Annotated in this window: 14 protein-coding genes; 11 read left to right on the forward strand and 3 right to left on the reverse strand. The window is 59.2% G+C overall.

Annotated elements, in window-relative coordinates:
* Window position 1 precedes the first annotated feature (1 nt).
* Genes ACK13D_RS21815 through uraH form a run of 7 tightly spaced genes read left to right on the forward strand, consistent with a single transcriptional unit; the run spans window position 2 to window position 5,373 of the window.
* The gene (locus tag ACK13D_RS21815) at window positions 2-670 is read left to right on the forward strand and encodes an amino acid ABC transporter permease (RefSeq protein WP_010255155.1); all 669 of its coding nucleotides are present in this window, start codon (window positions 2-4) and stop codon (window positions 668-670) included.
* The gene (locus ACK13D_RS21820; RefSeq protein WP_010255156.1) at window positions 670-1,326 is read left to right on the forward strand and encodes an amino acid ABC transporter permease; all 657 of its coding nucleotides are present in this window, start codon (window positions 670-672) and stop codon (window positions 1,324-1,326) included. The genes ACK13D_RS21815 and ACK13D_RS21820 overlap by 1 nt, the downstream gene beginning before the upstream one ends.
* On the forward strand, window positions 1,307-2,038 hold the full coding sequence (locus ACK13D_RS21825; RefSeq protein ID WP_010671147.1) for an amino acid ABC transporter ATP-binding protein: 732 nt from the start codon (window positions 1,307-1,309) through the stop codon (window positions 2,036-2,038). Before ACK13D_RS21820 ends, ACK13D_RS21825 begins: the two co-directional genes overlap by 20 nt.
* A 20-nt stretch (window positions 2,039-2,058) precedes the next feature.
* A complete protein-coding gene (locus ACK13D_RS21830) occupies window positions 2,059-3,294 on the forward strand; it encodes a pyridoxal-phosphate-dependent aminotransferase family protein (RefSeq protein ID WP_010671148.1) in 1,236 nt (411 codons plus the stop codon).
* Window positions 3,291-4,544 (forward strand): allantoate amidohydrolase, encoded by a 1,254-nt coding sequence (gene hpxK, locus ACK13D_RS21835; RefSeq protein WP_010255158.1) that lies wholly within the window; start codon window positions 3,291-3,293, stop codon window positions 4,542-4,544. The genes ACK13D_RS21830 and hpxK overlap by 4 nt, the downstream gene beginning before the upstream one ends.
* Before the next feature lie 2 nt (window positions 4,545-4,546).
* Complete coding sequence (uraD, locus tag ACK13D_RS21840) at window positions 4,547-5,041, forward strand: 2-oxo-4-hydroxy-4-carboxy-5-ureidoimidazoline decarboxylase (RefSeq protein ID WP_124889720.1); 495 nt, start codon at window positions 4,547-4,549, stop codon at window positions 5,039-5,041.
* Window positions 5,038-5,373 carry a hydroxyisourate hydrolase gene (uraH, locus tag ACK13D_RS21845; protein WP_009091913.1) on the forward strand — a complete coding sequence of 112 codons (336 nt, stop codon included), beginning with the start codon at window positions 5,038-5,040 and terminating at the stop codon, window positions 5,371-5,373. The genes uraD and uraH overlap by 4 nt, the downstream gene beginning before the upstream one ends.
* A gap of 27 nt (window positions 5,374-5,400) precedes the next feature.
* On the opposite strand, the gene ACK13D_RS21850 is transcribed toward uraH, so the two are convergent.
* Window positions 5,401-6,168, reverse strand: coding sequence for an amidohydrolase (locus ACK13D_RS21850; RefSeq protein ID WP_052272053.1), 768 nt, complete (start codon window positions 6,166-6,168; stop codon window positions 5,401-5,403).
* The gene (locus ACK13D_RS21855) at window positions 6,156-7,316 is read right to left on the reverse strand and encodes a pyridoxal phosphate-dependent aminotransferase (protein ID WP_045140745.1); all 1,161 of its coding nucleotides are present in this window, start codon (window positions 7,314-7,316) and stop codon (window positions 6,156-6,158) included. The genes ACK13D_RS21850 and ACK13D_RS21855 overlap by 13 nt, the downstream gene beginning before the upstream one ends.
* A gap of 358 nt (window positions 7,317-7,674) precedes the next feature.
* Between ACK13D_RS21855 and ACK13D_RS21860 the strand changes: the two genes are divergently transcribed.
* The 3 genes from ACK13D_RS21860 to ACK13D_RS21870 are packed head-to-tail and all read left to right on the forward strand — an operon-like array spanning window position 7,675 to window position 9,513.
* The gene (locus tag ACK13D_RS21860) at window positions 7,675-8,289 is read left to right on the forward strand and encodes a methylthioribulose 1-phosphate dehydratase (RefSeq protein ID WP_010671154.1); all 615 of its coding nucleotides are present in this window, start codon (window positions 7,675-7,677) and stop codon (window positions 8,287-8,289) included.
* Window positions 8,286-8,969, forward strand: a complete 684-nt coding sequence (gene mtnC, locus ACK13D_RS21865) for an acireductone synthase (RefSeq protein WP_163799334.1) — start codon at window positions 8,286-8,288, stop codon at window positions 8,967-8,969. The genes ACK13D_RS21860 and mtnC overlap by 4 nt, the downstream gene beginning before the upstream one ends.
* A 1-nt stretch (window position 8,970) precedes the next feature.
* A complete protein-coding gene (locus ACK13D_RS21870) occupies window positions 8,971-9,513 on the forward strand; it encodes a 1,2-dihydroxy-3-keto-5-methylthiopentene dioxygenase (protein ID WP_069025858.1) in 543 nt (180 codons plus the stop codon).
* 56 nt (window positions 9,514-9,569) lie between these two features.
* Here the strand turns inward: ACK13D_RS21870 and mtnA are convergent, their stop codons facing one another.
* Window positions 9,570-10,592 (reverse strand): S-methyl-5-thioribose-1-phosphate isomerase, encoded by a 1,023-nt coding sequence (mtnA, locus tag ACK13D_RS21875; RefSeq protein ID WP_192073398.1) that lies wholly within the window; start codon window positions 10,590-10,592, stop codon window positions 9,570-9,572.
* 122 nt (window positions 10,593-10,714) lie between these two features.
* Here mtnA and mtnK point away from each other — a divergent pair, with 122 nt between their 5' ends.
* Window positions 10,715-11,914: an S-methyl-5-thioribose kinase gene (gene mtnK / locus ACK13D_RS21880; protein WP_033756697.1), complete on the forward strand. Its 1,200-nt coding sequence runs from the start codon at window positions 10,715-10,717 to the stop codon at window positions 11,912-11,914.
* Window positions 11,915-11,990 lie beyond the last annotated feature (76 nt).

Raw genomic sequence — 11,990 nt, forward strand, 5'->3', positions numbered from 1 at the left:
CATGACCGGGCAACTTAACTTTCCCGCCCTGTGGCCCTACTGGCCGGAGCTGCTCTCCGGTCTTTGGGTCACCATTCAGCTGACGGTGCTGGCGACTACCGGTGGTGTGGCGCTCGGCATTGCGGGCGCGGCGCTGCGCAGTGGCAGACCCAGCTGGATGAGCCGCCTGTGGGGCATCTATGTCGAGCTGATCCGCAACACGCCGTTTGTGGTGCAACTGTTCTTTATCGTTTTCGGTCTGCCTGCGCTGGGGCTGAAACTCACTGCTGGCGAGGCGGCGCTGTTGGCGATGCTGATCAACCTCGGGGCATATAGCACCGAGATTATTCGTGCCGGAATACAGGTGACACCCAAAGGGCAGTGGGAAGCGGGACGGGTGCTGGGATTAACCCGCAGCCAGACGTTTCTGCGGGTGGTGTTGCCGCCCGCGCTGCAGCGCATTTATCCGGCGCTGGTGAGTCAGTGCATCATCGTGATGCTGGGTTCGTCGGTGGTGTCGCAGGTCTCCTACGAGGAGCTGACCTTCGCCGCCAACCTGATCCAGTCGCGCACCTTCTTAAGTTTTGAGGTCTATCTGGTGACCACGCTGATCTACCTGGCGTTGTCGATTGCAATGCGCCATCTGCTGCTGGCGATTGGCCGTAAATGGTTTGGAGTGCAGCCATCATGATGACGACCTTTACCGACTGGGACATCCTGCGCAACCTGCTGCTGGCGGCACGCTGGACCCTGTTGCTGTCGCTGGTGGCCTTTGTCGGCGGCACGCTGGTGACGCTGCCGCTGCTGTTTATGCGCCTGCTGCAACGCAAATGGTTAACGCGGCTGGTACGCGGTTACACCGCGCTGTTTCAGGGCACGCCGCTGCTAATGCAGCTGTTCCTGGCGTTTTTCGGCGTCGGCCTGTTCGGCATTGATGTTGCACCCTGGACGGCGGCCTCGCTGGCGCTGACCTTCTACACCAGCGCCTTTCTGGTCGATATCTGGTACGGCAGCATCCGCGCCCTGCCAAAAGGCCAGTGGGAAGCGTCGCGCTGTCTCGGCCTGACCTTTGGTCAGACGTTGTGGCGGGTCATTGCGCCGCAGGCGATCCGCATCGGTATTGCCCCGACGGTGGGGTTTGCTGTCCAGGTGATCAAGGGCACCGCGCTGGCGTCAATTATCGGGTTCATCGAGCTGACCAAGGCGGGCACCATTCTGAACAACGTGACCTATCAGCCGTTTAAAGTCTTTGGGCTGGTGGCGCTGGGCTACTTCCTGATGTGTTATCCGCTGTCTCGCTACAGCCAGTATCTGGAGAAAAAATTCAATGCCGCTCATCACCATTAATCAGGTGCAAAAATATTACGGCGACAACCATGTGTTGAAAGGCGTGGATCTGGATATCGACATGGGCGAGGTGATCTCAATCATCGGTCGCAGCGGATCGGGCAAAAGCACGCTGCTGCGCTGCATGAACGGGCTGGAAGGCTATCAGGAGGGCAGCATCAAGCTCGGCGGTATGACGATTACCGATCGCGACTCGCAGGCGCGTGAAATCAGCCGCTCGGTCGGGATGGTGTTTCAGAGCTTCAATCTGTTCCCGCACATGACGGCACTGGAGAACGTGATGCTGGCGCCGCGCCGGGTGCTGAAAAAAAGCGAGGCCGAGTGCCGGGCGCTGGCGGCGCAGATGCTGGAGAAGGTCGGGCTGGGCGAGCGTCTCAACTACTATCCTGCCAGCCTCTCCGGCGGTCAGCAGCAGCGCGTGGCGATCGCCCGTGCACTGGCGATGACGCCGAAAGTTTTACTCTGTGATGAGATCACCTCCGCGCTCGATCCCGAGCTGGTGGGCGAAGTGCTCAAAGTTCTGGAGCAGCTGGCGTCAGAAGGAATGACGCTGATCCTCGTCACGCATGAAATGAGCTTCGCCCGCGATGTGGGCGATCGTGTGGTCTTTATGCATCAGGGGCGCGTCTGGGAGCAGGGCGACAGTAAGACGCTGTTCGCTCAGCCGCAGTCACCGGAGCTGAAGCAGTTTATCTCTTCGGTTCGCCTCTGATTCTGAAAAAGGAAATTACCATGGATATCAATCACTACCCGCAACTTAACCCGCCACAGCGTCTGCTGATGGGGCCTGGACCGATCAATGCCGATCCACGTGTGCTGCGCGCTATGTCGAGTCAGCTGCTGGGGCAGTACGATCCCGCGATGACTCACTACATGAATGAAGTGATGGCGCTCTATCGCGGCGTGTTTCGCACAGAGAACCGCTGGACGCTGCTGATTGACGGCACCTCCCGCGCCGGTATCGAATCGATTCTGCTGTCATCGATCAGGCCTGGAGACAAAGTGCTGGTACCGGTGTTTGGCCGCTTTGGTCATCTGCTGTGCGAAATTGCCCGCCGCTGTCGTGCGGAAGTGCACACCATTGAAGTGCCGTGGGGCGAAGTCTTTACTCCCGACCAGATTGAAGATGCGATCAAAAAAGTGCGGCCGCGCCTGCTGCTGACCGTGCAGGGCGACACCTCAACCACCATGCTGCAGCCGCTTGAGCAGCTGGGTGCGATCTGCAAACAGTATGGCGTACTGTTCTACACCGATGCCACCGCGTCGCTGGCGGGTAACGCGCTGGAAACGGACGCCTGGGGGCTTGATGCCGTATCCGCGGGGATGCAGAAATGCCTGGGCGGTCCATCGGGTACCTCGCCGATCACGCTGAGCGCAGAGATGGAAGCGGTGATCCGCAAACGCAAATGCGTAGAGCAGGGGATCCGCACCGAGGCGCATCAGGATGGCGAAGAGGAGATGATCTACTCCAACTATTTTGATCTCGGCATGATCATGGATTACTGGGGGCCGGAGCGGCTCAACCACCATACCGAAGCGACCAGCGCGCTGTTTGGCGCGCGCGAGTGCGCCCGTCTGATCCTGCAGGAGGGGCTGGACAACGGCATCGCCCGCCACAAACTGCACGGTGAAGCATTACTCAAAGGCATTCAGGGGATGGGGCTGGAAACCTTCGGCGACCTGAAACACAAAATGAACAACGTGCTGGGCGTGATGATCCCGTCCGGCGTAAACGGCGATCAGGTGCGCAAACTGATGCTGGAAGATTTCGGCATTGAGATTGGCACCTCGTTTGGCCCGCTGCATGGCAAGGTGTGGCGCATTGGCACCATGGGCTACAACGCGCGTAAAGATTGCGTGATGCAGACTCTCTCCGCGCTGGAAACGGTGCTGACCTATGTCGGCTATCGCACGCCGCAGGGTGCCGCGGCGCAGGCCGCCTGGGATCACTACGGGAGCCACGCATGATGATGAGCGCCAGCGAAGCCCAGGCCGCTGCACAGCGCGTTATGGCGCGCTGCGACGCGCTGGCGGCGATCAGCGAAACGGCCGAGGGGCTGACCCGCGTCTACCTCTCACCCGAACATCTGCGCGCCAACGCCTGTGTCGGTGAGTGGATGCAGGCGGCGGGGATGCAGGTGTGGCAGGATGAAGTCGGCAATATCTGTGGGCGCTACGAGGCGGCAGAAGCGGGTGCACCCGCGTTACTGCTTGGCTCGCATCTCGACACGGTGCGCAACGCTGGTCGCTACGACGGCATGCTGGGCGTGCTCAGCGCGATTGAAACCGTGCAGTGGCTTAACGAACATCAGCGCCGCTTACCGCTGGCGATTGAAGTCATTGGCTTTGGTGACGAAGAGGGCACCCGTTTTGGCATTACGCTGCTCGGCAGTCGTGGCATTACCGGCAGCTGGCCGCAAAGCTGGGTGACGCATCCTGACGGCAACGGCATTACCGTGGCGCAGGCGATGGCGGATGTCGGGCTCGACAGCGACAGGATCGCATCTGCGGCGCGGCGGGTTGAGGATATCGTCGGTTATCTTGAGCTGCACATCGAGCAGGGCCCCTGCCTGGAGCAGGAGGATCTGGCGCTCGGTGTGGTCACGGCCATCAACGGTGCGCGCCGCCTCAACTGCCGTTTCACCGGTGAAGCGGGCCATGCGGGCACGGTGCCGATGACCCACCGCAAAGATGCGCTGGCTGCTGCTGCCGAGTGGATGGTGTTTATTGAGCAGACCACCCGTGAGCAGGATCCGCAACTGGTGGCTACCGTCGGTACGATTAACTGCGCGCCGGGAGCGGTCAATGTAATCCCTGGCGAGGTATCGCTGTCGCTGGACGTGCGCGGTCCGCTGGATAACCCGCTGGAGACACTGCTCTCCAGCCTGTTAACCCAGGCGGAGGCGATTGCGCTGCGGCGTGGACTCCGCTTTGAGTCGAACGAATATTATCGCATCGGTGCCACCGCCTGTGACTCCGCGCTGCAGCAGGCGCTGAGTCATGCGGTGGAAACGGTGCAGGGGCGCAGTCTGTCACTGCCGAGCGGTGCGGGGCACGACGCCATCGCTATCGCTGAACGCTGGCCGGTCGGCATGTTATTTGTGCGTAACCATCGCGGTATCAGCCACCATCCGGCGGAGTCTGTCGCGGTGGCTGATGTGGCGCCCGCGCTGCAGGCTTATTTACAGGCGGTCTCGCTGATTGCTGAACGGAGCTGAACATGGAATTAGCCGCATTTAATCAGCTGCCTGCTGACGAGGCGCAGGCGGCCATCCGGCATTGTGTCGCCATCCCGCACTGGCAGCAGTCGCTGGTGGCAGCCCGGCCTTTTGACACCCTGGATGCGCTACGGGAAACCGCCGATGCGCTGGCCCGCCAGTGGCAGCAGCCTGAGCTGGAGGCCGCACTGTCGGCGCATCCCCGCATTGGCGAACGCGCGAACGGCGCGGATAAAGAGGCGGCCCTGTCGCGCGGAGAGCAGTCTGCGATGCAGCAGGCCGACAGCGCTTTGCAGCAGGCAATGCAGCAGGGGAATCAGGCTTATGAAACGCGTTTTGGCCGGGTGTTTCTGATTCGCGCTAAAGGGCGCAGCGGCGAGCAGATGCTGGCAGAGTTGCAGCGTCGGTTGCAGAATAGCGATCCTGCCGAGCAGCAGGAGGCGCTGGATCAGCTGCGTGAAATTACCCTGTTACGCCTGAAGGAGACGATTCAATGAGTACTGTTACTACCCATATTCTGGACACGGCGCTGGGCAAACCGGCCAGCGGTGTAGCGATTTCACTTGAGCAGAACAGCCCGGAAGGGTGGTTTCCGGTTTCACAGGGTGAAACCGACAGCGACGGGCGTCTGAAAGATCTCACGCCCGAGCCGCTGACGCCGGGCCACTACCGTTTAACGGCAGAAATCGGCGACTATTTTGCTGCCGCCGGTCGGGATGCACTCTACGTCAGCGCGCAGATCGATTTTATGATTGCCGAAGCGGGCAGCCATTTTCACCTGCCGTTTCTGATTTCGCCCTGGTCCTGGTCAACCTATCGCGGCAGTTAATGGGCGGTCTGACTTCCCGCCCGCCATTCACAGCGAAAAGCGATCCGCATCCTGCCAGGCCGGGAAGCGCTCGCGATAAGCATTCAGTGCGTCCAGCGACAGCTCTGCGTCCAGCCTGGCGCGCTGGTGCGGCTCAGCCCCACTGAGGATCTCACCCTGCGGTGAAATAATCTGGCTGTCGCCGCTGTATTCATGCTGATTGCCGTCGCTGCCGACGCGGTTACAGCCTGCCACATAAGCCTGATTTTCAATTGCCCGCGCCAGCAGCAGTGCCTGCCAGTGCAGTGCACGCGGTGCAGGCCAGTTGGCGACATAGAGCGCCAGATCGTAATCGTTGCGGTTACGCGAGAAGACCGGGAAACGCAGGTCGTAACAGATTTGCGGCAGGATGCGCCAGCCGCGCCACTCAAACACCTGACGCTGTTCGCCAGGCAGATAGTGGTGATGCTCGTCCGCCATGCGGAACAGGTGGCGCTTGTCATACTGATGCAGCGTGCCGTCCGGCTCCACCAGCAGAAAGCGGTTTACCGCGCCGTGTTCGGTCTGAATCGCCGCGCTACCGCCGACCAGGGCATCGTTGCGACGGGCATGCTGATGCAGCCACTCCACCACCTGCGCCTGAGGCAGCGAGCTTTTCGCCGCTTCCATTGCAAAGCCGGTGGTAAACATCTCTGGCAGTAAAATCAGATCGCGCCCGGTGAGTCCATCCAGTTGCTCGTCAAAATGGCGCAGGTTGGCCTCGCCATCCATCCAGCTCAGCGTCTCCTGCAGTAACGTGATTTTTAAAGCTGACATAAGCGCTCCGCGGCGGCATCTAATGTCGCCGGCTGTTTGGCAAAACAGAGGCGGATCAGTTTATGAGGAAAGGGATCGGCGCAGAACACCGACAGAGGAATCGCGGCAACGCCCACTTCGCGGGTCAGCCACTGGCAGAAACTGACATCATCCAGATCGGAGATGGCGCTGTAATCGACCAGCAAAAAGTAGGTACCTTCGCAGGGAAGCACCTTAAAGCGGCTGCTGCTTAGCGCCGTTGCCAGCCGATCGCGGCGGTCGCGATAAAACGCCGGCAGTTCAAGATAGTGCTCCGGATGCTCACGCAGCATATCGGCAATCGCCAGCTGCGCCGGCGTATTCACCGAGAAGGTCAGATACTGATGCACCTTGCGCAGTTCCGCGCTGATCGCGGCAGGGGCAATGCAGTAGCCCACTTTCCAGCCGGTCATATGGAAGGTCTTACCAAACGACGACACCGCGATAGCGCGCTGGCGCAGTTCGGGATGTGCCAGCACGCTGGCGTGGCCTGCCTGATCGAAGCAGATGTGCTCATAGACTTCGTCGCTCAGTACATAGACCGGTCGCGCAGCAATCGCCTGCCATAGCGCGGCGAAATCCTGCTGCTGCCAGACGGTGGCGGAAGGATTGTGCGGCGTATTCAGGATCACCAGCCGGGTTTTATCACTCAGCAGCGCAGCAAACGCCTGCCAGTCCACCCGGAAAGCGGGCGGCTGCAGCGTAATGCGTTTCATCACGCCGCCCGACAACTCTACCGCAGGCGCATAGCTGTCGTAGCTGGGATCAAAGCAGATCACCTCATCGCCTGGCCGCACCAGCGCGGTAATCGCCGCATAGAGCGCTTCGGTTGCGCCCGCCGTCACCGTAATCTCTGTTTCGACATCAGGACGATAGTCATAAAGCCGCGCGGTTTTCTCTGCAATCGCCTCACGTAACGGCAGCGCACCGGTCATCGGCGCATACTGGTTCGCGCCCTGGCTGACGTGATACGCCAGCCGCTGCTGCAGATAGTCCGGGCCGCTAAAATCAGGAAAGCCCTGAGAGAGATTGATAGCGTTATGCTGCTGCGCCAGCGCACTCATCTGGCTGAAAATGGTGGTGCCGAGCAAAGGGAGTTTACTCTCGGGGATCAGGTTGTGCTGCGTCATGATGTCAGGCCTTAAGCGCGAAGATTGATGCGGTGTCACCCGGTGTTTGTGCCACTATAAACAGGATGGTAGTATTTGGCAATCAAGACGCTTAGATGGCTAAATGCGTCATGCTCCACACCTCAGCTTCGTTAGCTGCGTTTGCTTACCCCGGTCACTGACAAGTGTCAGCTCCCGGGGATGCGCGCACTTGCTGCCTTGCTGAGATGCGGATCATCTGGCAGGACCCGAAGAGTATGGTTCAGCAGTCAGGCACGTTTGCTAACTGTTTAAGATTTTCAACCTGTTGTAATTTTATAGCCATTATCGTTATCTGGGCTGAGCCACCCGAGATCACATTTCACCGCAAGGAACTTTTATGTCGCAGAGTCTTCCATTAGATCAGCTGGTCGCCGCCTGTCACTGGATTGGCGAGAAAGGCTGGGCACCGGCCACCGGCGGAAATATGTCGGTGCGCCGCGATGAACATGTCTGCCTGCTGAGTGAATCGGGCAAAGATAAAGGCACGCTGACGCGGGATGACTTTATCGAGGTCGATATTGCCACCAGCCAGTCGCTTTCAGGCCGTAAGCCGTCGGCAGAAACCGGTCTGCACACGATGATCTATCGACTCTTTCCCGAGGCGGGCGCAGTGCTGCATACCCACACCGTGAATGCGACGGTGCTGTCGCGGGTGGAGCAGGGCGCGGCGCTGCTTCTGCACGGCTATGAGATGCAAAAATCGTTAAGTGGCCAGCACACCCATCTGGATACGCTGGCCATTCCTGTGTTCGACAACAGCCAGGACATTGCGGCGCTGGCGTCAGAAATTGAAGATTACGCTGCCCGCTTTCCGCTGCGTTACGGCTTTCTGCTGCGCGGTCACGGCTTAACCTGCTGGGGCCGGGATGTCAGCGAAGCACGACGTCATCTGGAAGGTCTGGAATTTTTATTTGAATGTGAACGTCAACGTCGCCTGCTGGAGAGAGCATGATTCGCGCCATTGTTACTGATATCGAAGGCACCACCAGCGATATCCGTTTTGTACATAACATCCTGTTTCCCTACGCCCGTGAGCATCTGGCGAGTTTTTTGCATGAAAATGCGCATCAGCCCGAGGTCGCCGCAGCGCTGCAGTCGGTACGTGAGGAGGCCGGTCAGCCGCAGGCCGACCTGGATGCGGTGACAGAGATTCTGCTGGGGTTTATGGACCAGGATCGCAAATCAACCGGCCTGAAAGCGCTGCAGGGCATGATCTGGCGCGATGGCTATGTTAACGGCAGTTTTACCGGCCATCTCTATCCCGACGTCCTGCCAGCACTAAGCCGCTGGAAGGCGCAGGGCATTGAACTGTATGTATATTCCTCCGGCTCGGTTGCGGCGCAGAAATTGTTATTTGGCTACAGCGACGAAGGTGATATTACTGACCTCTTCAGCGGCTATTTTGATACGCACGTGGGTGCCAAACGCGAAGTCGCAGCCTATCGCACTATCGCCGCTGAAATTGGTCAGCCAGCGGAGCAACTGCTGTTTCTCTCCGATATTCATCAGGAGCTGGATGCCGCCGCTGAGGCGGGCTGGCAGACGCTGCAACTACTGCGTGGCGATGCGGACGGCGAGAGCCGCCATCGCCAGGTGACGGATTTTTCCCAGATTAACCCGGAGTCAATTTAGGATGAGCGCACTGACTATTTTTACCGACCGCGAAGCCAGCCAGCCGGTGTGGCACAGCACCGACGCGGAAGAGATTCGTGAACGCCTGAGCACCAAAGGCGTCCGTTTTGAGCGCTGGGAAGCCGATCGCGATCTGGGTGAAAATCCGGCTCCCGAAACGGTGATCAACGCCTATCAGCATGCGATCGATCGGCTGGTGGCAGAGAAGGGCTATCAGAGCTGGGACGTGATCAGCATGCGCGCCGATAATCCGCAGAAAACCGTGCTGCGCGAGAAGTTCCTCTCTGAACATACACACGGCGAAGATGAGGTGCGTTTCTTTGTTGAGGGTGCCGGACTCTTCTGTCTGCACCTGGATGGCGAGATCCTGCAGATCCTCTGCGAAAAAAACGATCTAATCTCGGTACCAGCGGGAACACCACACTGGTTTGATATGGGATCGTCACCGCACTTCACGGCTATCCGTATTTTCGATAATCAGGAAGGCTGGGTAGCGAACTTTACCGGCGATAAGATTGCGGATGCCTACCCGCGTCTGGCGTAAACCGCCCGTCGTTTTCGCAAGGCGTTTGCCGCTCACGGTAAACGCCTTGCAGACCGTTATTGTGGCTGGAAAATGCCACCCTGAACCTGGTCATGCGTGACTACCCCGGTGTCCAGTACCCAGCCGCTGATCAGGGTGGCGGGCGTGACATCAAACGCCGGGTTATAGACCTTCGCCGCTTCCGGCGCCCACTGCACGCTGCCAAAACTGCCGGCAACGCCCGTCACTTCACTGGCGGCGCGCTGTTCAATAGGAATCGCTGCGCCGTCCGGACAGCTGCGATCCAGCGTGGTATGCGGGGCCGCCACGTAAAACGGAATCTGATGATAATGGGCCAGCACCGCCAGGCTGTAGGTGCCGATTTTATTCGCCACATCGCCGTTGGCGGCAATGCGGTCAGCGCCTACCCATACGGCATCGACCTCTCCACGGGCCATCAGGCTGGCGGCCATGGAATCGGTAATCAGGGTGTAAGGAATCGCCAGCTCACCCAGCTCCCAGGCGGTTAACCGGCCGCCCTGTAACAGCGGACGGGTTTCATCAACCCAGACATTCTTAATCAGCCCCTGCTGATGGGCGCGGGCAATCACGCCAAGGGCGGTGCCCACACCGGCGGTGGCGAGTCCGCCGGTATTACAGTGGGTCAGCAGCTGGCTGCCGGGTTTTACCCGCGTACAACCCGCGTCAGCGATGGCGTCACACAGCTGCTTATCTTCCTGCACCAGCCGCCAGGCTTCCTCTGCCAGCGCGGGGGCAAAGTCCGGCTGCGCCAGCGCCAGTTTCATCCGGTCCAGATTGTTCATCAGATTGACAGCGGTAGGGCGGGCGGCGCGCAGGGTCGCCAGTGCCTGCGTCAGTTCAGCGCGCGTCTGCCCCTGTTCTGCCAGCAACGCCAGCAGCAGCGAGGCGGAAAGGCCGATCAGCGGCGCACCGCGCACCCGCAGCGCATGAATATGTTCAATCAGCTGGGGCACGCTGTGCGCGGACAGCCAGTTCTTTTGCTGCGGCAGTGCCTGCTGATCCAGAATCCAGAGCTGATTGTCACGAACCTGTAAGCTGGTGGTTTGAAGTGTCTGCATTGTGGGTGAAATCCATGTTGCGTTAATGATACCTATTGTGCCAACATGCTGAACGGATGTATAGACGTCTGAACGGCTTATTACACCCAGGTTATCCCCCTTCGATTGATGAGGAACAGGCAATGTCGCAATACCGTACCTTTACTGCTGCTGATGCTGTGGAATATGCCCGACAATTTGGCGGCGTGGACAATCCTGCCGCGCTGAGCAGCGCAGAAGAGATTGGTGATGGCAACCTCAACCTGGTGTTTAAAATTTATGACGATCAGGGCAACAGCCGGGTGGTGGTCAAGCAGGCGCTGCCCTATGTGCGCTGTGTGGGTGAGTCCTGGCCACTGACGCTGGATCGGGCGCGGCTGGAAGCGCAGACCCTGGTCGAACACTACAAATATTGTCCGCAGCACACGGTGAAGATCACCCATTACGATGCGGAGCTGGCGGTGATGGTAATGGAAGATCTCTCCAGTCATCGCATCTGGCGCGGCGAGCTGGTGAAGGGCGCTTACTACCCGGAAGCGGCTCAGCAGTTAGGCGACTATCTGGCACAAACCCTGTTTCATACCTCCGATTTCATCCTGCATCCGCACCAGAAAAAAGCGGAAGTGGCGCGTTTCATTAATCCGGAAATGTGTGAAATCACCGAAGATCTTTTCTTTAACGATCCCTATACCGACCATGAGCGCAATAGCTATCCCGAAGCGCTTGAACCGTTGGTCGCCAGCCTGCGTAATGACGATGCACTGCGCATTGCGGTGGGCGGTCTCAAGCATCGTTTCTTTGCCCACGCTGAAGCGCTGCTGCATGGTGATATTCACAGCGGATCGATTTTCGTTGCTGATGGCAGCCTGAAAGCGATTGATGCGGAATTTGGTTATTTTGGCCCTATCGGTTTTGATGTCGGCACCGCCATCGGCAACCTGCTGATTAACTACTGCGGCGTGCCGGGTCTGCTGCCACCGCGTGAGGCCGCCGATGCACGCGAGCAGCGCCTCAGCGATGTGCACACCCTCTGGACCACCTTTGCCTCGGGCTTTCTGGCACTGGCGGCTGAGAAAACCCGTGATGAGGCGCTGGCTTATCCAGGCTATGCGGAGGCGTTTCTGCGTAAAGTATGGGCTGATACCATTGGTTACTGCGGCACCGAACTGATTCGCCGCACTGTGGGGATGTCACACGTGGCGGATATGAAGCTGATTGCCGATCCGGCGATGCGTACCGACTGCATCCGTAATGCAATTAATCTGGGACGCACGCTGATTCTGGCGGCCGATCATGTAGAAGATGTGGATGCGCTGATTGCCCGCATCCGTCAGGCGGGATAAAAAAAGCCGAGGTGATGTTTGATGCCAGTCAGTTAAGCGACAGGTGATAACGCAGTCTGGTGCCGCTCAGGGGCTG

This window comes from Pantoea sp. K16 (assembly GCF_048452805.1).
GTDB classification, from domain to species: Bacteria; Pseudomonadota; Gammaproteobacteria; order Enterobacterales; family Enterobacteriaceae; genus Pantoea; species Pantoea agglomerans.